Here is a 22815-nt window from a genome sequence, read left to right as displayed (position 1 = left end):
CATGGCGGGCGGGCAGCAGAGCGAGGCCGAACACCACGCGCTCGCGCTGTGGGCTGCCGAGTGCGCGGAGCGGGTCCTGCCGCTGTTCGAGCGGGAGAGGCACGACGACGTGCGGCCGCGGCGCGCCGTCGAGGCCGCCCGCGCGTGGATCCGGGGCGAGATCGAGGTGCCCCTCGCACGGGCCGCGGCCCTCGCCGCGCACGACGCGTCGAAGGAGGCCATCTCGCCCGCCGCCCGCGCCGCGGCCCGGGCCGCGGAGCACGCCGCGGCGACGGCGCACGTCGCAGACCACGCCCGCCGCGCGGCGTCCTACGCGGACCGCGCGGAGCGCGAGGCGGGCGACGCCCTCCCCCCGGCTGGTTGAGCCGGGCCGAAACCCACCCGGCGCGCACCGAACACGCTCAGTCCGTGCCGAGCCCCGGCTCAGGGACGTCGCCGCGTCGCGTTCGGCGCTGCCCCAGGACGACGACGGCGAGCCCGGCGAGGATGAGCCCGAGGCCCGCGTACGTCCCGGCGGGCAGGACCTCCCCGAGGAACACCGCCGCGAGCAGGGCGGCGCCGGGGATCTCGAGCAGGATGAACATCGACACGACGAGCGGGCTCATGACCGCGACGAGGTGGTTGAAGGCCGTGTGCCCCACGAGCTGCGCCGCGACGGTGATGGCGAGGATCCCCGCCCAGCCCCACGGCTCGAAACCCGTCAGGCGCTGGCCCGAGCCGATGGCCATGAAGGCCACGAGCGCCGCGCACACGCCGTAGCACAGGGCCGTGTAGGTACCCGTCGACATGGTCCGGCGCGCCTGAGAGCCCGCGAGCGTGTAGAGCGCGGCGAGGGCTCCGCCGGCGACGGCGAGGATGTCCCCGAGCAGCGCCTCGGGGGAGGAGCCGAGGTCGAGGCCGGTGATCGCGAGCACCCCGACGAAGGAGAGGCCGAGCCCGGCGAGCACCGTGCCGGGCAGGCGCCGCCCGCGCACGAGCGAGAAGACGGCGATCCAGCCCGACTGGAGGCACACGAGCGCCGTCGCCGCCGCGACGGAGGTCAGCGTGAGCGAGAGGATGAAGCACACGAAGTGAAACGCCAGGGCGACCCCCGCGACGGCGGACCACAGGTACTCGCGGCGGCCCAGTCGCCCGAACTGGGCGGGGCTCCGGACGGCGACGGGAGCGGCCATGACGACGGCCGCGATCGCGTTGCGCCAGAACGCGATCGCGAGCGCGGTCACGGAGGTCGCGCCCAGAGTCGCCGCGATGAGCGGCCCGGAGGCGGACACGCCGAGCACGCCAAACGCCGTGATGAAGAGGGTCACCGGACCACCCTATGACGTCGCGCCGTCCCTCCTGATACGGGAGGAGAAGGCGACGTCGGGCAGCTGCTGGGGCGAGGGCGACGCCGCAGCCCCCCGATTCGGGTACGTATCTCGTCGCCAAATGCGGATTCCGGGTACAGCGGCTGGCGCCGTCCGTGTACCCGAAACCCGATTTCCGCGTCCAGATCCGTACCCGAGACTCCTCCCGCCCCGAGGGACGGAAGGCCCCGCACGCGTCCGGACAGCAGAACACCCCCGGCCAGGTGGCCGGGGGTGTTCTCTCGGTGGAGGCAAGGGGACTCGAACCCCTAACCCCCTGCTTGCAAAGCAGGTGCGCTACCAATTGCGCCATGCCCCCGAGGGGCGGGCCCTGCGGTCCGTGCTACTCGACCGGGTCGGTCGAGCCGCTCCAGACCTGCTTCTGGGCCTCGGACTCCTTCGCCTTCCGAAACAGGAAGGCGCCCGCGACAGCAGCGACTGCAAGTGCAATCAGCTTCTTCACGGGCACCTCCGATGCGGAAAACAGGGTTCCGTGGGCGTACCAGGACTTGAACCTGGGACCTCTTCGTTATCAGCGAAGCGCTCTAACCGCCTGAGCTATACGCCCTCACGTGGCCCTCGGGCCGAGATATGACTCTACAGCACACCTCGGCCCGGGGCCAAATCCGCCCTCAGTCGTCGGTGAGGGTCACGCCGATGCCGCCCACGAGGGTCGCGGCGATGTTGTAGAGCACCGCGGTGAGCATCGCGAGGGCCGTGAGCAGGACGACGTTCACGACGGCGATGATCGTCGCGAAGGACGCGACCTGGCCGAGCGAGGCGACCTTCTTGAGGTCGAACCCGCCCCCCTCGGAGCCGGCCACCTCGCCGAGGAGCCCGTTGACGCGGTCGAAGATGCCGGTGACGTCGAGGACGGTCCACAGCACGATCGACGCGACGACCGTGACGATGCCGAGCGCGACCGACAGCAGGAACGCCATCTTCAGGACGCTCCACGGGTCGACCTTGCTCACGAGCAGGCGCGCGCGCCGCTGCTTGGCCTTGGGCGCCGGGCGCACGAGCCCGGCCTGTCCCGGGCGCTGCCCCGGCTGGGCGGGGCGCTGGGGGGCCGCGGCGCGCTGCGCCGCGGCCGCCGTGAGCGGGCGCTCGGCGGGACGCTGGCCGGGGGAGTAGCCCGGGGCGTTCGACGGCGGGGCGGCCGGCCGCTGCGGGGGGCGCGACGGGGGCGCCGCCTGCGGATAGCCGCCGCCAGCCGACGGCGAGTTCTCGGGCGTGCTCACTCGTTACCTCCGGGGGTCTGGTCTCGGTCTCCAGCCAACGTTACGGCATCGGGGTCCTGCTCAGGCACCGGCGTTTCACCGTCCGGACTCCCGGCGGCCGTCACGGTGCCTGCCTCGGGGGACTCCTCGGTGCCCTCTTCGGCGCCCTCCTCGCCGAGCGTTCGCTCGATGTTCTTCGCGACGGCGATGATGCGGTCGCCCTTGTCCGGCTTGGCGAAGATGACGCCCATCGTGTCGCGGCCCTTCGCCGGGACACCGGCCACGGCGGAGCGGACAACCTTGCCGCCCTCCATCACGACGAGGACCTCGTCCTCCTCCTGGACGATGAGCGCCCCGACGAGGTGGCCGCGCTCCTCCTGGTACTTGCCGACCTTGATGCCGAGGCCGCCACGGCCCTGGATGCGGTACTCCTCGATCGAGGTCCGCTTCGCGTAGCCGCCCTCCGTGACGATGAAGACGTAGGAGCCCTCGGCGATGACGTCCGCGGCGAGCAGCTCGTCGTCGTCCCTGAACTTCATGCCGGTGACGCCGCTCGTCGCGCGGCCCATGGGGCGCAGCGCGTCGTCGTCCGCGCGGAAGCGCACCGACTGGCCGTGCCGCGAGACGAGCAGGAGGTCGTCCTCCTCGCTCACGAGCTGCGCCGAGACGAGCTCGTCGCCCTCGCGCAGGTTGATCGCGATGACGCCGGCGGAGCGGTTCGTGTCGTAGTCCTCGAGCCGGGTCTTCTTCACGAGCCCCGCCTTGGTCGCGAGCACAAGGTACGGAGCCTGCTCGTAGTCGCGCAGGTCGAGGACCTGGGCAATCCGCTCATCGGGCTGGAACGCGAGCAGGTTCGCCACGTGCTGGCCCTTCGAGTCGCGACCGCCCTCGGCGAGCTCGTACGCCTTGGCGCGGTACACGCGGCCGAGGTTCGTGAAGAACAGGAGCCAGTGGTGCGTCGTCGTCACGAAGAAGTGCTCGACGACGTCGTCCCCCCGCAGCTGCGCCCCCCGCACGCCCTTGCCGCCGCGCACCTGCTGGCGGTACTGGTCGGAGCGGGTGCGCTTGACGTAGCCGCCGCGGGTGATGGTGACGACCACCTCCTCCTCGGGGATGAGGTCCTCGACGCTCATGTCCCCGTCGAAGCCGCGCAGGATCTGGGTGCGGCGGTCGTCGCCATGCTTCTCGACGATCCCCGAGAGCTCCTCGGAGATGATCTGCCGCTGGCGCACCGGGTCGGCGAGGATCGCGTTGTACTCCGTGATCATCGCCTCGAGCTCGTCGTTGCGGTCTTGGATCTTCTGCCGCTCGAGGGCCGCCAGGCGGCGCAGCTGCATGTCCAGGATCGCGCGGGCCTGGACCTCGTCGATCTCGAGCAGGGCCATGAGCCCGTCGCGTGCCTCCTCCACGGTGGGCGAGCGGCGGATGAGGGCGATGACCTCATCGAGCATGTCGAGGGCCTTGAGCAGGCCGCGGAGGATGTGGATCTCCTCCTCGGCCTTGCGCAGCCGGAACCGCGTGCGGCGGACGATGACGTCGATCTGGTGGGTGACCCAATGGCGCACGAACGCGTCGAGCGAGAGGGTGCGCGGCACGCCGTCGACGATCGCGAGCATGTTCGCCGCGAAGTTCTCCTGCAGCTGCGTGTGCTTGTAGAGGTTGTTGAGCACGACCTTCGCGACGGCGTCGCGCTTGAGCACGATCACGAGACGCTGGCCGGTACGGCCCGAGGTCTCGTCGCGCAGGTCGGCGATGCCGGAGATCTTGCCGTCCTTCACGAGCTCGGCGATCTTGACCGCGAGGTTGTCCGGGTTCGCCTGGTAGGGCAGCTCCGTGACGACGAGGCACGTGCGGCCCTGGAGCTCCTCGACGTTGACCACGGCGCGCATCGTGACCGAGCCGCGGCCAGTGCGGTAGGCGTCCTCGATGCCCTTGTGGCCCAGGATCGTCGCCCCCGTGGGGAAGTCCGGGCCCTTGATGCGCTGCAGGAGCGCCTCGAGGAGCTCCTCGCGGCTCGCCTCGGGGTTGTCGAGGTACCACTGGACGCCGTCGGCCACCTCGCGCAGGTTGTGCGGCGGGATGTTCGTGGCCATGCCGACGGCGATGCCCGAGGAGCCGTTGACGAGCAGGTTCGGGAAGCGGGCCGGCAGGATCGTCGGCTCCTGGTTCTTCCCGTCGTAGTTGTCCTGGAAGTCGACGGTCTCCTCGTCGATGTCCCGGACCATCTCCATGGCCAGCTGGGCCATCTTGGTCTCGGTGTACCGGGGTGCCGCCGCGCCGTCGTTGCCGGGGGAGCCGAAGTTGCCCTGGCCGAGGGCGAGCGGGTAGCGCATCGTCCAGTCCTGGATGAGCCGCACTAGGGCGTCGTAGATCGCCATGTCGCCGTGCGGGTGGTACGTGCCCATGACGTCGCCGACGACGCGCGCGCACTTGTTGAACGCACGGTCGGGGCGGTACCCGCCGTCGTACATCGCGTACAGGACGCGGCGGTGCACGGGCTTGAGGCCGTCGCGCACGTCGGGCAGCGCGCGACCGACGATGACGGCCATCGCGTAGTCGAGGTAGGACCGCTGCATCTCCGTCTGCAGGTCGACCTGCTCGACGCGGTCGATCACGGTGCCTTCGGCGGGGAAGCCGGCACCCTCGGCGTCCGGGGTCCCGGGGGTCTCGGGAGTCTCGTCGCTCACAGATTCTCTCCTTGGTTACTCTCGGGCAGCTCTCGGGCGCGGGCTCAGATGTCCAGGAACCGGACGTCCTTGGCGTTCTGCTGGATGAAGTGGCGGCGCGATTCGACGTCGTCGCCCATCAGGACGGAGAACGTCTGGTCCGCGGCCGCGGCGTCCTCCATCGTCACCTGCAGCAGAGTGCGCCGGTCCGGGTCCATGGTCGTGTCCCACAGCTCGGTGTAGTCCATCTCGCCGAGGCCCTTGTAGCGCTGGATGCCGTTCTCCTTCGGCAGCCGCTGGCCCTTGGCGACGCCGACTTGGATGGTCTCGTCCCGCTCCCGGTCGCTGAACACGTAGTCGTGCGCATGGTTGGACCACTTGATGCGGTACAGCGGGGGCTGGGCGAGGTACACGTAGCCGTGCTCGATGAGCGGGCGCATGTACCGGAAGAGCAGCGTCATGAGGAGGGTCGTGATGTGCTGGCCGTCGACGTCGGCATCGGCCATGAGCACGATCTTGTGGTACCTCAGCTTGGCGATGTCGAAGTCCTCGCCGATGCCCGTGCCGAACGCGGTGATCATCGACTGGACCTCGGCGTTGCCGAGCGCCTTGTCCAGGCGCGCCCGCTCGACGTTCAGGATCTTGCCGCGCAGCGGCAGGATCGCCTGGGTCTCGGGGTTGCGGCCGCGCTTGGCCGAGCCGCCGGCCGAGTCGCCCTCGACGAGGTAGACCTCGCAGCGCGAGGGGTCCTTGCTCGAGCAGTCGGAGAGCTTGCCGGGCATGCCGAACGACTCGAGCGGGCTCTTGCGGCGTGCGTTGTCCCGTGCCTTGCGCGCGGCCATGCGGGCCTGCGAGGCCTGGATGGCCTTGCGGATCACGTCCCGCGCGGGGCCCGGGTTGCGCTCGAGCCAGTCGCCGAGTTGGTCGGTGACGACGCGCTGGACGAAGCCCTTGACCTCGGAGTTGCCGAGCTTGGTCTTCGTCTGGCCCTCGAACTGCGGCTCGCCGAGCTTGACGCTGATGACGGCGGTGAGGCCCTCGCGGATGTCGTCGCCCGTGAGGTTCTCCTCCTTCTCCTTGAGGATGGCCTTCTCGCGCGCGTACCGGTTCACGAGGGACGTCAGCGCCGCGCGGAAGCCCTCCTCGTGCGTGCCGCCCTCGTGGGTGTTGATCGTGTTCGCGTAGGTGTGGACGCTCTCGGAGTAGGCCGTGGTCCACTGCATCGCGATCTCGACCGAGATCTTCTTCTCGGTGTCCTCGCTCTCGAAGGCCATGACCTCCTCGTGGACGACCTCCGTCTTCTTCGAGGAGTTGAGGTGCTTGACGTAGTCGAGCAGGCCGTCGTCGTACTTGTAGTCGACGACGCGGCGGTTCGACCCGCCGCCGCTGCCCTCGCGCTCGGCCTTGGGTTCGTCGCCCGCGAGCTCGGTCTCCTCCTCCTCGCCGCGGCGCTCGTCGGCGAGCGTGATGCGCAGGCCCTTGTTGAGGAAGGCCATCTGCTGGAAGCGCGCGCGCAGGGTCTCGAAGTCGAACTCGATGGTGTCGAAGATCGCCGGGTCCGGGTAGAACGTCTGGGTCGTGCCGGTGGCGTCGGTGGCCTCGCCGCGCTCGAGCTCGCCCACGGGCTTGCCGCCGTCGTGGAAGGACATGCGCCACGCGTGCCCCTGGCGGCGGACCTCGGTGTTGACGCGGGTCGAGAGCGCGTTGACCACGGAGATGCCGACGCCGTGCAGACCGCCGGAGACGGCGTACCCGCCGCCGCCGAACTTGCCGCCGGCGTGCAGGATCGTCATGACGACCTCGACCGTCGGCTTGCCCTCGGTCGGGTGGATGTCGACGGGGATGCCGCGGCCGTTGTCCTCGACGCGCACGCCGCCGTCGTCCTGGAGCGTCACCAGGATGTGGTCGCAGTACCCGGCCAGGGCCTCGTCGACCGAGTTGTCGACGACCTCGTACACCAGGTGGTGGAGGCCGCGGGGCCCGGTCGATCCGATGTACATGCCGGGGCGCTTGCGGACGGCTTCGAGGCCCTCGAGCACGGTGATGCTGCTGGCCCCGTATTCCTTCGGTCCCGACGTGCGGGCCCCCGTCTGGTCGGCACGCGGCTCACCGGTCGGGTTCACTGCACTCTCGTCAGCCACAGGCGGTCTCGACCCCTCTTCTGTTGGGATGGCTTAACGGGTCAATTCTACCGGCTGCCGCGCGCTGGACCGGACAATGGCACCCCGCATGCCTCTGGGAGGCCCGGGAAGGGCTCGCAGCGCCGCCAACTGGGCCCTTCCCAAGGGGCAGTGTGCCTCCCGGGGCGCTGAGCGCCTCACGCGCCATTTGCCGGGGTCACCTCCCTGCGACCCGATCACCTCCCCGCGACCCGGGGTCACCCGTACGTGTCGCGGGGGCCGCGGCCGCGCACGTGCCGCGCTCCCTTGCGCCAGCTCGGCGCCGAGGGGCCGAGCACGTGGAGCGAGGTGACGACGCCGTCGCCCAGCTCGCGCCGGAAACGGTCCAGGAGCGCCGTGCTCATGAGCCGCAGCTGGGTGGCCCACGCGGTCGAGTCGCACCTGACCCGCAGCACGGTGCCCTCGAAGCTCTCGGGCGTGCAGTGCGCGGCGATGTCGTCGCCCACGAGCTCGCGCCACCGGGACATGACAGAGCCGACCGCCACGGGGGAGGACCAGCCGCGCTCGGCGACCATCCGGTTCACGACGCTCCCGAGCCCGAGCGGGTCCCGCCCGCTGTAGCCCTCGGCGGGGCGGGCGCGGCGCGGGGGTGCGGGGGCGTTGGGGTCCCGCACGAGCGGCCCGCTCACGCGCACGCGCACCTCGCCGCGGGCCTGGGCCGCGTCGCGGGCGCGGTTCAGCGCGGCGCGGGCGGCATCGATCTCGCCAGAGTCGGCCCGTGAAGAGTCGACCCCGGCAGAGTCGACCCCGGCAGAGTCGATCCCGGCCCGGGGGCCCGGCGTCCTCGGGGCCGCGGGGACCTCCTCGCCCGCCGCCATGTCAGGCATCCTCCCCGGGGACCAGGGGGGCGAGCGCGCCGGGCACGACGCGCACGCGCCGGCCCGCGAGCTCGGCCGGGACGTCCTCGTCCACGGCGGCCGTGACGAGCACCTGCTCGGCCTTGGCCACGATGGCCGCGAGCCGGGCCCGCCGCGCGGCGTCGAGCTCGGCGAAGACGTCGTCGAGGATGAGGATCGGCTCGTCCCCGGCCACGGCGGAGTCGTCGATCATGACGTAGTAGGCGGCCAGACGCAGGGCCAGGGCGAACGACCAGGTCTCCCCATGCGAGGCGAAACCCTTGGCGGGGGCGTCCCCGAGGGTCAGCTCGAGCTCGTCCCGGTGCGGGCCCACGAGCGTGAGGCCGCGCTCGAGCTCGCGCTGCCGGGCCTGGGCAAGCGCAGCGAGGAACCGCTCGGCGATCTCGGCCACGCCGAGGCCGGCCAGCCCGGGTGCAGCGTCGCCGTCGCGCACGACGGCGGGCGACTCGCCGCCGTCCTGAGCGTCGCCGCCGCCGTCCATCGCTGGGAAGTCCTCGCCGTCGGACTCCGGGACGGAACCCTCGACGCTCGAGCGGTACACAGCGCCGGCGACCTTCGAGCCGTCGGTGAGCTGGGCGTACGCGGCGTCGAGGTGCGGCACGAGCCGGTCGACGAGCTCGAGCCGGGCATGCAACAGCCGCGCGCCGGCCTGAGCGAGGTGCGCGTCCCACACGTCGAGGGTCGATTCGACCGTGGCCCCGCTCGGGTCCGGCGCCGGGGAACGGCGCGAGAAGCGCGCGGCGCGGGCGCTCTTGAGCAGGGCGTTGCGCTGCTTGAGCACGCGGTCGTAGTCGGCACGGGTCCCGGCATGGTGCGGGAGGAGGACGGTGAGCAGCTCGTCGAGGAAGCGGCGGCGCGCGGACGGGTCGCCCTTGACGAGCGCGAGGTCCTCGGGCGCGAAGAGGACCGTGCGGGCGATGCCCAGGAGATCCCGCGCCCGCACCGGGTTGCCCCGGTTGATCCTGGCCCGGTTCGCCCGGCCGGGTGCGACCTCGAGCTCGAGCATCGAGCGCTGCGCGCCGCGCACGAACGAGGCCCTCACGAGCGCGCGCTCGGCCCCGAAGCGCACGAGCGGGGCATCCGAGCTGACGCGGTGCGAGCTCAGGGTCGAGAGCATCCCGAGGGCCTCGACGAGGTTCGTCTTGCCCACGCCGTTGGGCCCGACGAGCACGGTGGCGCCGGGGGAGAGCTCGAGGTCCAGCTGCTCGTAGCTGCGGAAGTCCGTGAGGGAGAGGCGGTCGACGTACACCGGGCAGAGCTGGGGACTAGGTGGCTGGCCGCGTCGCGTGGCCGCCGAATTGGTGGCGCAGCGCGGAGACCATCTTCATGGCGGGGGAGGAGTCCTCGCGGGACTCGAAGCGGGCGAAGAGCGCGGCGGTGATCGCCGGGGCGGGGATCGCGTTCGCGATCGCCGCCTCGACGGTCCACCGGCCCTCGCCGGAGTCCTCGACGTAGTCGTCGATGTTGGCAAGGCCCGGATCCTCCTCGAGGGCCTTGACCAGGAGGTCCAGGAGCCACGAGCGGACCACGGTGCCCTTCTGCCATGCCCGGAAGGTGCCCGGGAGGTCGGTGATGATGTCCTTCGACGCGAGCAGCTGGTATCCCTCTGCGTAGGACTGCATGAGCCCGTACTCGATCCCGTTGTGGACCATCTTGGCGTAGTGCCCCGCACCGGTGGCGCCGGCGTGCACGAAGCTGTCGGCCCGATCGCCCCCGGGGCGCAGTGCGTCGAAGAGCGGCATCGCGCGCTCGACGTCCGCTGCGTCGCCGCCGGCCATGAGGCCATAGCCGTTCTGCAGGCCCCACACGCCGCCCGAGACGCCGCAGTCCACGAAGCGGATGCCCTTCGCCGCGAGCTGGGCCGCGTGCCGCTGGTCCTCGGTGAAGCGCGAGTTCCCGCCGTCGATCACGAGGTCCCCGGCCGAGAGCCTCTCGCCGAGCTCGCCGATGACCCGGTCCGTGATCTCGCCGGCGGGGACCATGACCCACACCGTCCGCGGCGCGGGGAGTGAGGCGATGAGATCGTCGATCGAGGCCACGTCGGTGACGTCCGGGTTGCGGTCATAGCCGGTGACCTCGACGCCGCCGAGCCGCAGGCGCTCGCGCATGTTGAAGCCCATCTTGCCGAGGCCGATCAGTCCGATGTGCACGTGGATGGCTCCGTTCTCGGTTCTCAGGAGCAGCCGGGGGCTGCGCGGCCCGGCGCGGGGGTCAGTTGGGGAGGCGCACGGGCATGACGAGGTAGCGGTAGTCGACCTCGTCGTCGCCGTCGAGCTCGCGCTGGGCCGTGATCATGGCCGGCTTGGGGGCGCTCGTGAAGGAGAAGCGCACGAATGGCGTCTCGATGACGCTCAGGCCCTCGATGAGGTAGTGCGGGTTGAACGCGACCGTGATCTCCTCGCCGGTGAGCTTGGCCTCGAGCTCCTCGGACGCCTGGGCATCCTCGCCCGTTCCGGCGTCGAGGGCCACGAGCCCGTCGGTGAACGCGAGCCGGACCGGGGTGTTGCGCTCGGCCACGAGGGACACGCGCCTTACGGCCTCGACGAGCTCCTGCGTCGCGACGACGGCGTGGATCGGCGTCGAATCCGGGAACAGCGAGCGGATCTTGGGGTAGTCGCCGTCGACGAGGAGCGACGTGGTCGTCCTCCCGCCGCTCTCGAAGCCGATGAGGTGGCTCTCGTCCTCGGCGAGGGCGACGTTGAGGCTCCCCGCGCCGCCGAGCGTCTTGGCGACCTCGTTGAGCGTCTTCGCCTTGACGAGCGCCGCCGTCGAGGTGCTGGGGTTGGCCGGGGACCACGGCAGCTCGCGCATCGCGAGGCGGTAGCGGTCGGTGGCTAGGAGCGTGATGAGGTCGTGCTCGATCTCCATGCGCACGCCGGTCAGGATCGGGAGCGTGTCGTCCTTGCTCGCGGCGATGATCACCTGGGCGACTGCCTTGGCGAACGCGTCTCCCGAGACGGCGCCGGTGATGGGCGGCAGTTCGGGGAGGGCCGGGTACTCGCCCTCGGGCATGGTCGCGAGGTGGAACGAGCTGCGGCGGCACGTGAGCGTGACCTTGGTGCCGTCGGTCTCGACGTCGACGGGCGCGGCCGGGAGGCTGCGGCAGATGTCCGCGAGGAGGCGGCCGGAGACCAGGATTGTGCCCTCCTGGACGATCTCCGCGGGGATTTCGAGGCGAGCCGAGGTCTCGTAGTCGAAGCTCGAGAGGCTCACGACGCCGTCGTGCGCCTTGAGCAGGAGGCCAGCGAGGACGGGGACGGGCGGCCGCGGGGAGAGCGAGCGGGCCGCCCAGCTGACGGCCTCGGTGAGGACATCCCGTTCGACTCGGAACTTCACGGAGGTGATCCGCCTTTCATCGCAGTCTTCTCGAGGCGCCCGGGGGCGCGGTGCAGGCCGCGGTCCGGGAATCACAGGAAATCACATGAAGTCAGAGGAAGGAGTCCCCGGAACGCTGACCACAGCTTAGCCCCATGTGCCGAGACGAGTTCAACGGCTGGTCTGGGGAGGGCGAGGGGCCGGGGATGGCGGACGACGGCGGGCGGCCGGCACGGCCGGGCCCGTTGCGGTCGCGCTGTGGTTCGGTCATGGAGCCAGGGTGGCGTGCTGCGGGCCCGGAGGGTGACTGTTGTTCAGGGATCCTCGGATTTCTTGGGATTCGTGGTGTTAATAACTGCTGTGGAAACTGTGGAAAACCGCCTCGCGACCAGCGCTGGCGCGGATGCAGGGTGTTCACGGCGTGTTGATCGGCTGCGGACGAGTAGGGGCCCGGCTGTGGAGGGCAGGGTTCGTGTCATTCGTGGTCTCCACAGCCGCCGAGGGGGTTTTAAGCCCCTGGACGGCCGATGTGCACTTAACCGTCCACAGGCTTGTCCACAACTGGCTGTTAATAAGGTGCGGGTGCGCGGGGACTCGTGCTTTCGTCCCCTGCCCACACCCGCCGTCGGCCCTGCTGCGGGCGTCGGCTCAGGTGTTCCGCTGGGCCTGCTTGATCTTGTTCGTCAGCTCGGTGACCTGGTTGTAGATCGCGCGGCGCTCGGCCATGAGCTCGCGGATCTTGCGGTCCGCGTGGATTACGGTCGTGTGGTCGCGGCCGCCGAGGACCTGGCCGATCTTCGGCAGGGACATGTCGGTCAGCTCGCGGCACAGGTACATCGCGATCTGCCGCGCCGTGACGAGCGTGCGGGTGCGGGACTTGCTGTTGAGCTCCTCGACCGTGAGCTTGAAGTAGGCCGCGGTCTCCGCGAGGATCTGCTCCGCCGTGATCTCGAGGGCGGAGTCGTCCGAGATGAGGTCCTTCAGGACCATCTCGGCGAGGCCCACGTCGACCGGCTGCTTGTTGAGGCTCGCGAACGCCGTGACGCGGATGAGGGCGCCCTCGAGCTCGCGGATGTTCGCCGAGATGCGGGACGCGATGTACTCGAGCGCGTCATCCGGCGCCGAGAGCCCGTCGCTGTTGGCCTTCTTGCGGAGGATCGCGATGCGGGTCTCGAGCTCGGGAGGCTGGATGTCCGTCAGGAGGCCCCACTCGAAGCGCGACTTCATGCGGTCCTCGAAGCCGTGCAGCATCTTGGGCGGCTGGTCCGAGGTGATGACGACCTGCTTGTTGCTGTTGTGCAGGGCGTTGAACGTGTGGAAGAACTCCTCCTGGGTCGCGTTGCGGCCCGCGAGGAACTGGATGTCGTCGATCAGGAGCAGGTCCACGTTGCGGTACGTGGTCTTGAAGCTCGTGCCCTCGTCGTCGCGGATCGAGTTGATGAAGTCGTTCGTGAACTCCTCCGAGTTCACGTAGCGGACCCGGATGCCGTTGTAGAGCCGGCGCGCGTAGTGCCCGATCGCGTGCAGCAGGTGGGTCTTGCCCAGACCCGAGTCCCCGTAGATGAAGAGCGGGTTGTACGCCTTGGCCGGCGCCTCGGCGACGGCGACGGCGGCCGCGTGCGCGAAGCGGTTGGACGCGCCGATCACGAACGTGTCGAACACGTACTTGGGGTTGAGCCGGCTGACCTCCTGCGAGGTGCTCGGCGGCGTCGGCGCGGGGCGCAGGTCCTCGCGGATCTCGGGCCGCTTGACGGGCTCGAACGTCTCCTCGCGCACGGGCACGAGGTCGGTGTCGACGTCGATCGCGCAGCGGATGTCCTCGGAGAAGACCGAGCGCAGGGCGTCGTCGAGCGCGGGCTTGATCTGGCCCTGGAGGACCTCGCGGGTCAGTTCGTTGGGGACGGCGACGAGCAGCGTCGAGCCGATGAGGCCCTGCGCCTGGGCGAGCGAGACGAAGCCGCGCTGGCGGGGCGAGACGCGCTCGTCCTCCTCGAGGAGTCGGACGACACGGCGCCACGAACTGCCAAGCGTGTTGGCCTCGTTGGCTTCCTCAGTGCCCATGGACTCCTCTTGCTGCTGGTCGGTTCTTGCCGTTGGCCGTGCTCTGCGCCGATGACTGTGTGTGACGCTGTGCTTCGTGTGCCTGGCAGGGGCCCGACGGCGGCGCCGGGGCCGCTTCTTGGCCTCCGCCCGTCCACAGGGATACCCACAGGAGTGGACAGTGAGCACTCGGACAGCCTAGTTGATGGGACAACCCAGAAGATAACTGGGAAGAGGGCGGTCATGAATTACACTGTTGTGGTTCTCTCGCCGGCCCGCGCGGACGCGCTGTCCACAGGGCTGTGGGTGCGATTGGACACAGCTGGGGACACGCGGCCGGCCTCGTCGCCCCTCCTTCGCGCACCCTCCCGAATTGACGCCGCCGCCGCGCGTGCCCTAACGTCGTTAAGTCCTTTGTGTCTGCCTACTGTCCTGTCGCATGCCCACGGACGCCCTCTCGAGCCCGGCCCCGTGGCCGGGAGCGCGGCGGCGGACGGCATGAGGCGCGACGGGGCGGCAGGCCCCGAATACGCAGCGTCCGCCAGCACATCCGTCATCCGGCAGGCGCTCTGGATCCACTGGAGTGAGACCGTGAGCAAGCGGACTTTTCAGCCGAATAACCGCCGTCGTGCCAAGAAGCACGGCTTCCGCCTTCGTATGCGCACCCGCGCCGGCCGTGCCATCCTGGCCGCCCGCCGTTCCAAGGGCCGCACCGCACTGTCGGCCTGAGCGCTGAGACTGCAGGCCCGGCCGCAGGCTAGCGCGGAGTAGGCACATGCTCGCCGCGCCCCACCGTCTGCGTTCCGGCGCCGATTTCACGCACACCGTACGTTCCGGCGTCCGCCAAGGGCGCCGGAACGTCGTGCTGTATGCCGTGGATTCGCCGGGGCGTCCCTCGCGCTTCGGCTTCATCGTCTCCAAGTCCGTGGGGAACGCTGTCACCCGCAACCTCGTTAAGAGGAGGCTGAGGGAGGCGGCAGCCTCGTCGCTCCGCCGGCACCCGGCGGGCGTCGACGTCGTCGTGCGTGCCCTCCCGGCGTCGGCCCAGGCGCCCTGGGAGGAGCTCAGCCGGGACTACGAGTCGGCCTTCGGCGGCGCCCTCAAGCGCCTCAGGGCCAGGGGAACCGCTGGCGACACGGGACAGGAGGCGACGGCACATGACGAGCGCTGAGGCGGGCCGCCCGCCCGGGCGCGACGGCGCACCCGGGCGGGCGTCCGCCGTCGTCCGCGCCGTGTGGACGCTTCCGCAGCGCCTCATCATCCTGCTCCTCATCGCCTACCGGGCCGTGGTCTCGCCGCTCTACGGGCAGGTCTGCCGGTTCTTCCCCTCGTGCTCGGCCTATGCGCTCGAGGCGATCACAGTCCACGGGGCTGTGCGAGGATCGTATCTGGCGGCACGGCGCCTGCTGCGCTGCCATCCCTGGAACTCCGGGGGACTCGACCCGGTGCCCGAGGGCCACCGCCACTGGCCCGAGGACCGGGTCCCGCGGATCGTGGTGCTCAACCACCCGGACCGCTACTGGACAGACGGGCCGGACAACGGCAACGACTCGGCCGCGACGACACGAGGAATGTAGGGAAAACTGATGGACTTCTTCGGGACAATCATGTTCCCGTTCCAGTGGCTGGTCTCCTTCATCATGGTGGCCTTCCACGACGGGCTGACGTTCCTGGGCCTCCCGGAGGCCTCCGGATGGACGTGGACGCTGTCGATCATCGGGCTTGTGATCGTCATCCGCGCGGCCCTCATCCCGGTCTTCGTCAAGCAGATCAAGGCCCAGCGCGGCATGCAGCTCCTGCAGCCGGACCTCCAGAAGCTGCAGGCCAAGTACAAGGGCAAGACCGACCAGCTCTCGCGCCAGGCCATGGCGCAGGAGCAGATGTCCCTGTACAAGAAGCACGGCACCAACCCGTTCTCCGCGTGCCTGCCCATGCTCATCCAGATGCCCTTCTTCTTCGCGCTCTTCCAGGTCCTCTCGGGCATCAGCAACGCGAACAAGAACAACACCGGCATCGGCGCCATGAGCCACGATCAGGTCGTCCAGTTCGACGCCTCGAGCATCTTCGGCGCCCCCCTCTCGGCCTCGCTCCTGCACGGCGGCGGCGGGGACGCCGTGGCCGTGGCCGTGCTGTCCATCCTGATGATCATCGCGATGACCGCCTCGCAGTTCATCACGCAGAAGCAGATCATGGCCAAGAACATGTCCGAAGAGGCCATGGCCAGCCCCTTCATGCGCCAGCAGAAGATCCTGCTCTACATCCTCCCGCTCGTCTTCGGCGTGGGCGGCATCAACTTCCCCATCGGTGTCCTCATCTACTGGACCATCAGCAACCTCTGGACCATGGGCCAGCAGTTCTACGTGATCCGCCGCATGCCCGCCCCGGGTTCGCCCGCAGCCAAGGCCCTCAACGAGCGCCGGGCCGCCAAGGGCCTGGCCCCCATCGACGTCACCACCGGCAAGGCCCTGAAGCCCGAGGAGATCCCGGCCCCGCCGGCCCCGAAGACGCAGCGCCAGCAGCCGCAGAGGAAGAACAGAAGGAAGAAGGCATGACCTCCGAGAGCACCGCCGTGAACGCCAGCGAGGGCACCGAGCCCGAGGACGAGTCCGCGCGCCAGACGCCGATCAACCGCCTCGAGGAGGAGGGCGATGTCGCGGCCGACTACCTCGAGGAGCTCCTCGACATCGCCGACATCGACGGCGACATCGACATCGAGGTCCGCAACGGCCGCTCCTACCTTTCCGTCGTTGCCGAGGAATCGGCCGAGGGGCTCGACGCCCTCGTGGGCCAGGACGGCGAAGTCCTCGAGGCCCTGCAGGAGCTCACGCGGCTCTCTGTCCTCGCGTCCACGGGGTACCGCTCGCGGCTTGTCCTCGACATCAACGGCTACCGGGGTGAGCGGTCCACGGCCCTCCAGGAGATCGCCGAGAACGCCGTCGCCGAGGTCAAGGCCGGCAAGGGCCCGGTCCACCTTGAGCCGATGAGCTCCTACGAGCGCAAGATCGTCCACGACGCCGTCGCGGACCTCGGCTTCGTCAGCGAGTCCGAGGGCGAGGGCGCCCAGCGGCACATCGTCGTCTCGGCCGGCTGACGTGATGGGGGAGCCTCACCGCGCGCACCCGGGCGACACGGACGACGCCGCCGGACGCGGAGCCGCCGCCGGGGTGCCGGATCTTGCCGGAGCCGAGCTGGCCGCGGCCGAGCGCCTCTTCGGCGACCGGCTCGACGTCGCGCGCCGCTACGTCGGGCATCTCGCGACGTCCGGCCTCGAGCGCGGCCTCATCGGCCCGCGCGAGGTTCCCCGGCTGTGGAGCCGGCACGTCCTGAACTGCGCCGTCGTCGAGTCCGAGTTCCCCGAGGGCGCCTCGGTTGCGGACGTCGGCAGCGGGGCCGGACTGCCCGGGCTGTGCCTCGCCATCGCACGTCCGGATCTGTCCCTGACGCTCATCGAGCCGCTCGAGCGGCGCGTGGCGTGGCTCGAGGAGGTCATTGCGGACCTCGAGCTCGGGAACGTGCGCGTGCTGCGCGGGCGCGCCGAGCAGGCGGTGGGTGAGGTCGACGTCGACTTCGTCACCGCGCGGGCCGTTTCCGCCCTCTCGACCCTCATCCCCATCACCCTTCCGCTGCTCGGCGGGGAGGGCTCGCTCGTGGCCATCAAGGGCCGCAGCGCTGCCGACGAGGTCCAGAAGGCGACCAAGGCGCTCAAGAAGTACAAGGGGCATTCCGCCGAGGTGCACACGGTCGGCGACGGGCTCCTGGACGAGCCGACGACGGTTGTCCGCGTCGCCGTCGGACCGGCCTAGGCTCCCCGGAGGGGGCGGCGTCAGCCGGTAGTCTAGAGGGAGGCATCCGACGCAAGGCGAGAGTGAGTGAACAGTGAGCAATGGCGAGACGCCAGCCCAGAGGATTCCCCCATTTCTGACACTCGGCTCTGCGCGCTCGGCGGTCTTCGGGGGCGCCGGTCTGGGTGCTCAACCTTCCGCGATTGATCAGGCTGGTTCCGTTTCACGTGAAACAACCAATCCGAGGGGAGTCACGGTGCTCGACGCGATGGATGACGGCAGCCCGATCGCGAGCCAGCTCGCAAACGAGGCACGGCGGCGCGAGCGTCTCCGCGACCGCGAGCTTCCCCGGCCCGAGGAGACCCGGGTGTTCACGGTCTCCAACCAGAAGGGCGGCGTGGGCAAGACGACGACAACCGTCAACATCGCCGCGGCCCTGGCCTCCGCGGGCCTCAACGTGCTCGTCATCGACATCGACCCGCAGGGCAATGCTTCTACGGCCCTGGGCATCGAGCACCACGCGGATGTCGAGAGCATCTACGACGTGCTCATCAACGACGTCGCCCTGGCTGACGTTGTGGGGCCGTGCCCCGATGTGGCCAATCTCGAGTGCGCTCCCGCGACCATCCACCTTGCGGGCGCGGAGATCGAGCTGGTCTCTCTCGTGGCCCGCGAGCAGCGTCTGCGCCGGGCCATCGAAAACTACGCAAAGAAGCGCGAGGCCGAGGGCCAGCCGCGCCTCGACTACATCTTCATCGACTGCCCGCCCAGCCTGGGGCTGCTCACGGTCAACGCGTTCTGCGCGGCGACCGAGGTCCTAATACCGATCCAGTGCGAGTACTACGCGCTCGAGGGGCTGAGCCAGCTGCTGAAGAACATCGAGATGATCCAGAAGCACCTCAACTCGGATCTGCGTGTCTCGACGATCCTCCTGACGATGTACGACGGCCGGACCAACCTCGCGGCGCAGGTCGCTGCCGAGGTACGGGAGCACTTCCCGCAGCAGGTCCTCGAGGCGGTGGTTCCCCGGTCTGTGAGGATCTCGGAGGCGCCGAGCTACCAGCAGACCGTCATGACCTACGATCCGTCGTCGACGGGCGCGCTCTCATACCTCGAGGCCGCGGCGGAGATCGCAGAGCGCTGACGGAGTCCAACCCCGGCCGTCGAAGCCACACGCATAGAGTCACAATGCCCGCGCAGCTCGCGGGTCTTAAGGGAGGATAAGCGCCATGAGCGAGAAGCGCCGAGGACTGGGGCGGGGGCTGGGCGCCCTCATCCCCAGCACTGCTCCGGCAGCAGGCAGCACCGCGACCTCGTCGCGCCCCGTGGATCTCTTCTTCCCTGACTCCGGCCAGCGCGGGACGCAGGATGCGCCGAATGCGTCCGCTGGGGAGGCGGCGGAGTCTCAGTCCACCGCGGCAGCGGTGGTCGGTGCCGGCGCCGAGGCTCCCGCCAGGCCGGCGACCGATGCCCCCGAGACTGGTGCCGTCTCCGAGGACACTCCGGTGGGCGAGGAGGAGTCCACGGGGGGCGACGCCGGGGGCCAGCCGGCACCCGCCAAGAGGAAGCCTGCTGCAGCCAAGAGCCGTTCGGCCGCCCCCGCGGTTGACGGCGACAACCTCGACCTGGTCGAGGTGCCGGGCGCTCAGTTCGCGGAGCTGAGCGTCGCCGACATCCACCCCAACCGCCGCCAGCCGCGCTCCGTCTTCGACGAGGAGGAGATGGCGGAGCTCGTCCACTCCGTGCGCGAGATTGGCGTTCTCCAGCCGATCGTCGTCCGCAAGTCAACGGAATCCGGTAGCGAGCCATACGAGCTCGTGATGGGTGAGCGCCGCTGGCGGGCTACTCGCGAGGCCGGCCTGGAGACCATCCCAGCGATCATCAGGGACACCGGAGACGACGCGCTCCTGCGCGACGCTCTGCTCGAGAACCTGCACCGCAGCCAGCTGAACCCGCTGGAAGAGGCGGCTGCCTATCAGCAGCTGCTCGAGGATTTCGGTGCGACCCACGAGGAGCTCGCGGACAGGATCGGACGGTCGCGTCCGCAGGTCTCGAACACGATCCGCCTCCTGCGGCTGCCTCCGCTCGTGCAGCGCCGCGTGGCGGCAGGCGTCATCACTGCGGGCCACGCCCGGGCGCTCCTGTCTCTCCCGGACGACGCCGCCATCGAGCGCATGGCGCAGAAGATCATCGCCGAGGGGCTGTCCGTGCGCGGCACGGAGGAGGCCGTCGCGCTGTATCAGGAGCCGCAGGAGCCGCGTCGGAACGCTCCCCGGCCCAATGCGCGGCACGAGCGACTGGATTTCCTGGCGTCGAGCCTCGCCGACCGCCTCGACACGAACGTCAAGATCACGCTTGGTGCGCGCAAGGGAAAGGTCAGCATCGAGTTCGCCTCGGTCGAGGATCTCAACCGCATCATGTCGCTCATCAGCCCCGACGAGGAGTAGATCGCTCGATTCGTGGGGTGACGCGACATCGCGCATGAGCGCATCCGGCGGGCATCGTTTCACGTGAAACGATGCCCGCATTTTTTCTTGGGCTGCGCCTTCTGGGACTGCGTCCAAACGCATCACGTCGCTTACAGACGAGCGTGAAGGCAGCGAATCTCCTTCACCGATCGCATTGATTCTCCTGGCGATGCTGAGTTCCACCGCGTCCGACCATGGAGAAACGTCTCCGCAGGAGACGTCGGCGTAAGGACGCGCATGACTTCAACCGCTCCAAGGTCCCATTCCGCCCGGAGCCGTTTGCCGTTTTTGAGTCTCTGGTCTGAGTCCACCTCTCCTGGCCCGAGTCCTTCGTTCCGGTCTCAGCCCCTCGGGTGCCGGATCCCTCGTGCGAGGCGCGGTGAGGATGGCAATCGCAGATCATGAACTGCACTTGATTGGGTCCCCTTTGCGGCACGGACCCGGAAACTCGACTCACAGCGTGTTACGCCGCCGACCGACCGTTGGCCTGGTGAACCACCGCCACTTTGCGGCGCGACCAACACCGCGTGCCGTGGAAAGGCCACAGGTGCTCGCGGTCCGGTCGAATTGCGACTCGCCTACGTGCAGGGTGGATGATTGTTCCTGATGAATGCCGCGAAGCATGGCGGCAAGGCGAGTTTCGCTGGTCCGGGAACGCCTGCTGACGCCCAGCCGCCTTGACTGCCGAGCAAAAGTCGGCTTGCAGTCAGCATTCGGGGGCGCTGATCGATCGTCTGAGCCGTGTGGGGCGGGATCTCGATCTTGCAGCTTGTGTCTTGGCGGCAAGAATCAGTCCTGAAGGGGGACTGCGGACGCCTTGGCCGGCGGCTATGGTTCTTTGTCGTTACTCGCTTCCGACATGGTCCGGATCGATTGGCGATGATGAGATTCTGGAATGGCAGGGATTTTGACTGCCGAAGTCAAAGTGGATCACTCGGCATGGCCTGGCATTGGACCTGGGACGCTGTTTCACGTGAAACAGACTCTCTTAGAATGGGCGCATGCCGGGTGCAGCCCGCAGGCGAAAGTCATGAACCACGGGAGCTGCTGAGGACATTGATTGAGCTGTGGCATTGCTTCCCTAGTGCCAGGCTCGACGCTCCCTGGTGGCAGGTCGACGTGACGACAGTGAGCCGCTGGGCATCCTGCTCCTCCGCGGCTTCTTCACCGGGGCATCCCAACCCTTCTCCAGGTTCGAGCCATCAGGCAGAGGCAGCGCGCACGACTATGGGTGTGGTGCCCCGCGCTGATCGTCCCCCACGTGGCTTCTCAGGCCCAGGCTGCCGCCATGCAGGATGGCGCAATAGGGGCGGCGAGGCCAACCCATGGCACTGGCTGAACGGTGCTTGTCCCAACGGCGCGGGCCATATGCGATGCACACGAGATTGATGGAACGACGCCACTTCTTTCAGGGACCGCGTCTCGGCCAATCGTTCGATGACACCTTCTTCGATGACAGCTTCTTCGAGGACACCTACCTGATCTCCAATCGATGACAACTCCCTTGGTGCCGGCGGGACCCCCGGCGGTAAATTGGCGGGCACACAGGCATCTGGGCACACGATGTACGATGAACGTCGCGACATCCACGCGCGGGCAGTAGTGCCATGGGCAGTGCAAATGGTTCGAAGCATGGCGGGTCTCCCGTCGCCCCTCCAGACCAGATCATTTCCGGGCCCGCATTGTGGCATGATCCTGCCTACTGTGCGGTGACCCGGAAGCGATGGGGCTGCAGCCGAATCAGCTGGCTGATCTACTGCCGCCAAAGATATGGCGGCCTGGAATTCGTGCCTCCTAGGCCTCGGCCGCCGACGCCCTGGCCCGCTGCCTCGACGGCACGGACGCCTGCAGAGTCAGTTCGTTGGCAAGAGCCCTCTGTCTCGACCAAGCCCGTTCCAGCGCTGGCCCACTGGGGGCACCCACTCCGCTCGAATGTCGTGGCGATGGTCAACTTGTTTGGGGGACACGTTCGTGCGCAACGAGCCGCTGGGCTCTTTGGTGCTCAACGAGCCGCTGGGCTCTTTGTATGAGGGGAGGAAGGGCAGATTGTAGCTGGGTGGCAGCGCCCTCCCTGCAGATGACTTGGGGGCGAGCGATGACTGCAGGATCGCAGAGGATCCGGTGGCTTCGAGTCGCGGTGTTTCACGTGAAACACGACCCGGAGAGGGTCTCCCAGAGGCCAAGGGAATGAGCGTCGCAACCAAGGGACATGTCCAAGCGCTGAACCCCATGAGGCGCTCGGTGGGCGAGTGGACTGGGGCGTAAGCCAAATTCAATGTGGGAACCCTGTGGGCCAAGTGCCCGCCACGGACGGTGCGACGATCGGCCCGAGACGACAAGTGGTGGAGAGTGATGCCTAGGTGACTTCCTGGTCCGACCCGACAGATGCAGGAAGGCTACCTCACCATGGCTGTGGGAAGGCGGCGCAAGGCGATGTCAGTGGCAGTGCCGCGCTTGTTCCTATGCGTTGGGTGGGGTCCGCCGGCCTGCCAACCCACCCCCGCGGTGGACGGATTGAATGCAGCTGCACATCCCCAGCTCCCAATGGTGCCTGTGGATAACGCTGTGTATAGATAACAGCCCGTCGCTCGCTGTCCTGTGGATAACCGTGTGGATAGAGGAAGTGCCCCGGACTTGGGCGAGCGACCCTAGGACGCTCCGGAGCGACTTCGGGCGACTGCCCATCGTGGCGCCCCGTCGGCGCACCGCCTGGGCGCCTTCGGACACCGCCCAGCATTGTGACCATCTGCGAGTTGCGTGACGAACCTAACAGTCTCCAATCACCAGATTTCGGTCAACATACGATCTGCGGAAGCTCTCGGTCTGCGCTGGATGGTGGTCAGCGGGATCTAAACATGGGTGCGAGCGGCGCTGCAGGCGCGACCCGCACCACAAATTGCGTCCTGACGGTGAGGCCCGGCCGGCCACCTGCGAGGGAAAA

19 protein-coding genes and 2 tRNA genes are annotated in these 22815 nt (G+C 69.0%); 9 read left to right on the top strand and 12 right to left on the bottom strand.

Features of this window, described 5'->3' with window-relative positions:
- The first annotated feature begins 1 nt into the window (after position 1).
- The gene (locus BV907_RS02265) at positions 2-364 is read left to right on the top strand and encodes a putative immunity protein (RefSeq protein ID WP_077488035.1); all 363 of its coding nucleotides are present in this window, start codon (positions 2-4) and stop codon (positions 362-364) included.
- Between the two features lie 37 nt (positions 365-401).
- Here the strand turns inward: BV907_RS02265 and BV907_RS02260 are convergent, their stop codons facing one another.
- The 12 genes from BV907_RS02260 to dnaA form a co-directional block, all read right to left on the bottom strand.
- The gene (locus tag BV907_RS02260) at positions 402-1307 is read right to left on the bottom strand and encodes a DMT family transporter (protein WP_077488034.1); all 906 of its coding nucleotides are present in this window, start codon (positions 1305-1307) and stop codon (positions 402-404) included.
- A 285-nt stretch (positions 1308-1592) separates the two neighbouring features.
- A tRNA-Ala gene (locus BV907_RS02255) sits at positions 1593-1665 on the bottom strand.
- A 24-nt stretch (positions 1666-1689) separates the two neighbouring features.
- Positions 1690-1809, bottom strand: coding sequence for a DLW-39 family protein (locus BV907_RS19065; RefSeq protein ID WP_217697873.1), 120 nt, complete (start codon positions 1807-1809; stop codon positions 1690-1692).
- 31 nt (positions 1810-1840) lie between these two features.
- A tRNA-Ile gene (locus tag BV907_RS02250) sits at positions 1841-1914 on the bottom strand.
- 64 nt (positions 1915-1978) lie between these two features.
- The gene (locus BV907_RS02245; RefSeq protein WP_077488033.1) at positions 1979-2587 is read right to left on the bottom strand and encodes a DUF3566 domain-containing protein; all 609 of its coding nucleotides are present in this window, start codon (positions 2585-2587) and stop codon (positions 1979-1981) included.
- On the bottom strand, positions 2584-5253 hold the full coding sequence (gene gyrA / locus BV907_RS02240) for a DNA gyrase subunit A (protein ID WP_077488032.1): 2670 nt from the start codon (positions 5251-5253) through the stop codon (positions 2584-2586). Before gyrA ends, BV907_RS02245 begins: the two co-directional genes overlap by 4 nt.
- Positions 5254-5297: 44 nt before the next feature.
- A complete protein-coding gene (gene gyrB / locus BV907_RS02235) occupies positions 5298-7355 on the bottom strand; it encodes a DNA topoisomerase (ATP-hydrolyzing) subunit B (RefSeq protein ID WP_175637357.1) in 2058 nt (685 codons plus the stop codon).
- Between the two features lie 254 nt (positions 7356-7609).
- Positions 7610-8230, bottom strand: coding sequence for a DciA family protein (locus BV907_RS02230; RefSeq protein WP_077488030.1), 621 nt, complete (start codon positions 8228-8230; stop codon positions 7610-7612).
- 1 nt (position 8231) lies between these two features.
- Positions 8232-9518: a DNA replication/repair protein RecF gene (gene recF, locus BV907_RS02225; RefSeq protein ID WP_077488029.1), complete on the bottom strand. Its 1287-nt coding sequence runs from the start codon at positions 9516-9518 to the stop codon at positions 8232-8234.
- Positions 9519-9534: 16 nt separating this feature from the next.
- Entirely contained in the window at positions 9535-10419 is an 885-nt protein-coding gene (gene gnd / locus BV907_RS02220; RefSeq protein WP_077488028.1) for a phosphogluconate dehydrogenase (NAD(+)-dependent, decarboxylating), read from the bottom strand.
- A gap of 61 nt (positions 10420-10480) precedes the next feature.
- Complete coding sequence (gene dnaN, locus BV907_RS02215) at positions 10481-11605, bottom strand: DNA polymerase III subunit beta (protein WP_077488027.1); 1125 nt, start codon at positions 11603-11605, stop codon at positions 10481-10483.
- 627 nt (positions 11606-12232) lie between these two features.
- Positions 12233-13645, bottom strand: coding sequence for a chromosomal replication initiator protein DnaA (dnaA, locus tag BV907_RS02210; RefSeq protein ID WP_077488026.1), 1413 nt, complete (start codon positions 13643-13645; stop codon positions 12233-12235).
- A gap of 570 nt (positions 13646-14215) precedes the next feature.
- Between dnaA and rpmH the strand changes: the two genes are divergently transcribed.
- From rpmH to BV907_RS02170, 8 genes are all read left to right on the top strand, one after another.
- A complete protein-coding gene (rpmH, locus tag BV907_RS02205; RefSeq protein WP_077488375.1) occupies positions 14216-14353 on the top strand; it encodes a 50S ribosomal protein L34 in 138 nt (45 codons plus the stop codon).
- A 46-nt stretch (positions 14354-14399) separates the two neighbouring features.
- Positions 14400-14795 (top strand): ribonuclease P protein component, encoded by a 396-nt coding sequence (gene rnpA / locus BV907_RS02200; protein WP_077488025.1) that lies wholly within the window; start codon positions 14400-14402, stop codon positions 14793-14795.
- Positions 14782-15201: a membrane protein insertion efficiency factor YidD gene (gene yidD / locus BV907_RS02195; protein ID WP_077488024.1), complete on the top strand. Its 420-nt coding sequence runs from the start codon at positions 14782-14784 to the stop codon at positions 15199-15201. The genes rnpA and yidD overlap by 14 nt, the downstream gene beginning before the upstream one ends.
- 9 nt (positions 15202-15210) lie before the next feature.
- The gene (yidC, locus tag BV907_RS02190) at positions 15211-16176 is read left to right on the top strand and encodes a membrane protein insertase YidC (protein WP_077488023.1); all 966 of its coding nucleotides are present in this window, start codon (positions 15211-15213) and stop codon (positions 16174-16176) included.
- Entirely contained in the window at positions 16173-16715 is a 543-nt protein-coding gene (locus tag BV907_RS02185; RefSeq protein WP_077488022.1) for a Jag family protein, read from the top strand. Before yidC ends, BV907_RS02185 begins: the two co-directional genes overlap by 4 nt.
- Positions 16716-16719: 4 nt before the next feature.
- The gene (gene rsmG / locus BV907_RS02180; RefSeq protein ID WP_175637332.1) at positions 16720-17427 is read left to right on the top strand and encodes a 16S rRNA (guanine(527)-N(7))-methyltransferase RsmG; all 708 of its coding nucleotides are present in this window, start codon (positions 16720-16722) and stop codon (positions 17425-17427) included.
- Positions 17428-17674: 247 nt separating this feature from the next.
- Entirely contained in the window at positions 17675-18550 is an 876-nt protein-coding gene (locus BV907_RS02175; protein ID WP_139346586.1) for a ParA family protein, read from the top strand.
- Between the two features lie 85 nt (positions 18551-18635).
- A complete protein-coding gene (locus tag BV907_RS02170) occupies positions 18636-19853 on the top strand; it encodes a ParB/RepB/Spo0J family partition protein (protein WP_077488020.1) in 1218 nt (405 codons plus the stop codon).
- Positions 19854-22815: the final 2962 nt, after the last annotated feature.

This window comes from Sinomonas mesophila, assembly GCF_001999765.1.
GTDB lineage: Bacteria > Actinomycetota > Actinomycetes > Actinomycetales > Micrococcaceae > Sinomonas > Sinomonas mesophila.
Note: the sequence above shows the minus strand (reverse complement) of the source record. Positions and strands in the feature narration are given on the sequence as shown.